At 65.8% G+C, this 1,038-nt stretch carries 1 protein-coding gene; it reads left to right on the top strand.

Translation table 11 applies throughout. From position 1 onward, the window contains the following. Nucleotides 1-130: 130 nt before the first annotated feature. The coding region (locus tag ACFYPM_RS32160; protein WP_387205173.1) for an IS481 family transposase at nucleotides 131-1,038 on the top strand (908 nt) is incomplete at its 3' end.

The following is a 1,038-nucleotide window of genomic DNA, read 5'->3' as shown; positions in this document are numbered from 1 at the left end:
TAGCTGTACTGACCAAGCACGTTGGTTGAGGTCGTGTGACGACACGACCTGATGGATCTTGATTGGGGAGGACCTCCTGTCGTGGAGTGGAGCTGCTGAAGGCGACCACACCACAGACCAGGAGGTCCTCGTGTCTCACGCTAACGCAGCGCTGACTCCACGTGCTCGGCTGCGTCTGGCCAGACTCGTCGTGGAACAGGGCTGGCCCGTCGCGCGGGCGGCCGAACGCTATGACGTGTCATGGCCGACCGCGAAAAGGTGGTCCGACCGCTATCGCCTGCTCGGCGAGGCCGGCATGCAGGACCGTTCGTCACGGCCCGCGTCGCAGCCAAGGAAGACACCGCAACCACTCGTCCGCAAGATCGTGCACCTGCGGTGGAAACACCGCCTGGGGCCAGTCGCGATCGCCGACCGCCTTGGCATGGCCTCATCGACGGTGCATGCCGTGCTGACACGGTGCCGACTCAATCGGCTCTCTCACATCGATCGGATCACCGGAGAGCCCGTGCGTCGCTATGAGCACCCGACTCCGGGGGCGATGTTGCACGTCGACGTCAAGAAGCTCGGGAACATCCCCGACGGCGGCGGCTGGCGCTATGTCGGCCGCGCCGAGGGCAGCAAGAACCGCAACGCCACCGCCGGCAAACTGCGCAGCAAGCACTACAACCCGAAGATCGGCACGGCCTTCGTGCACACCGTCATCGACGATCACAGCCGCGTCGCCTACGCCGAAATCCACGACGACGAGACCGCCACCACCGCCATCGGCGTCCTCCGCAGAGCCGTCAACTGGTTCCACGACCGCGGCGTCGTCACTGAGCGGGTGCTCTCCGACAACGGCAGCTGCTACCGCAGCCACGCCTGGCGCGACGCCTGCACCCAACTCGGCATCACCGCCAAACGCACCCGCCCCTACCGCCCACAAACCAACGGCAAGATCGAACGCTTCCACCGCACCATGGCCCAGGGCTGGGCATTCAAACGGATGTACTCCAGCGAGTCGGCCCGCCGAAACGCCCTACCCGCCTGGCTACACGA

It is taken from the genome of Micromonospora sp. NPDC005203, assembly GCF_042872705.1.
GTDB lineage: Bacteria > Actinomycetota > Actinomycetes > Mycobacteriales > Micromonosporaceae > Micromonospora.
Note: the sequence above shows the minus strand (reverse complement) of the source record. Positions and strands in the feature narration are given on the sequence as shown.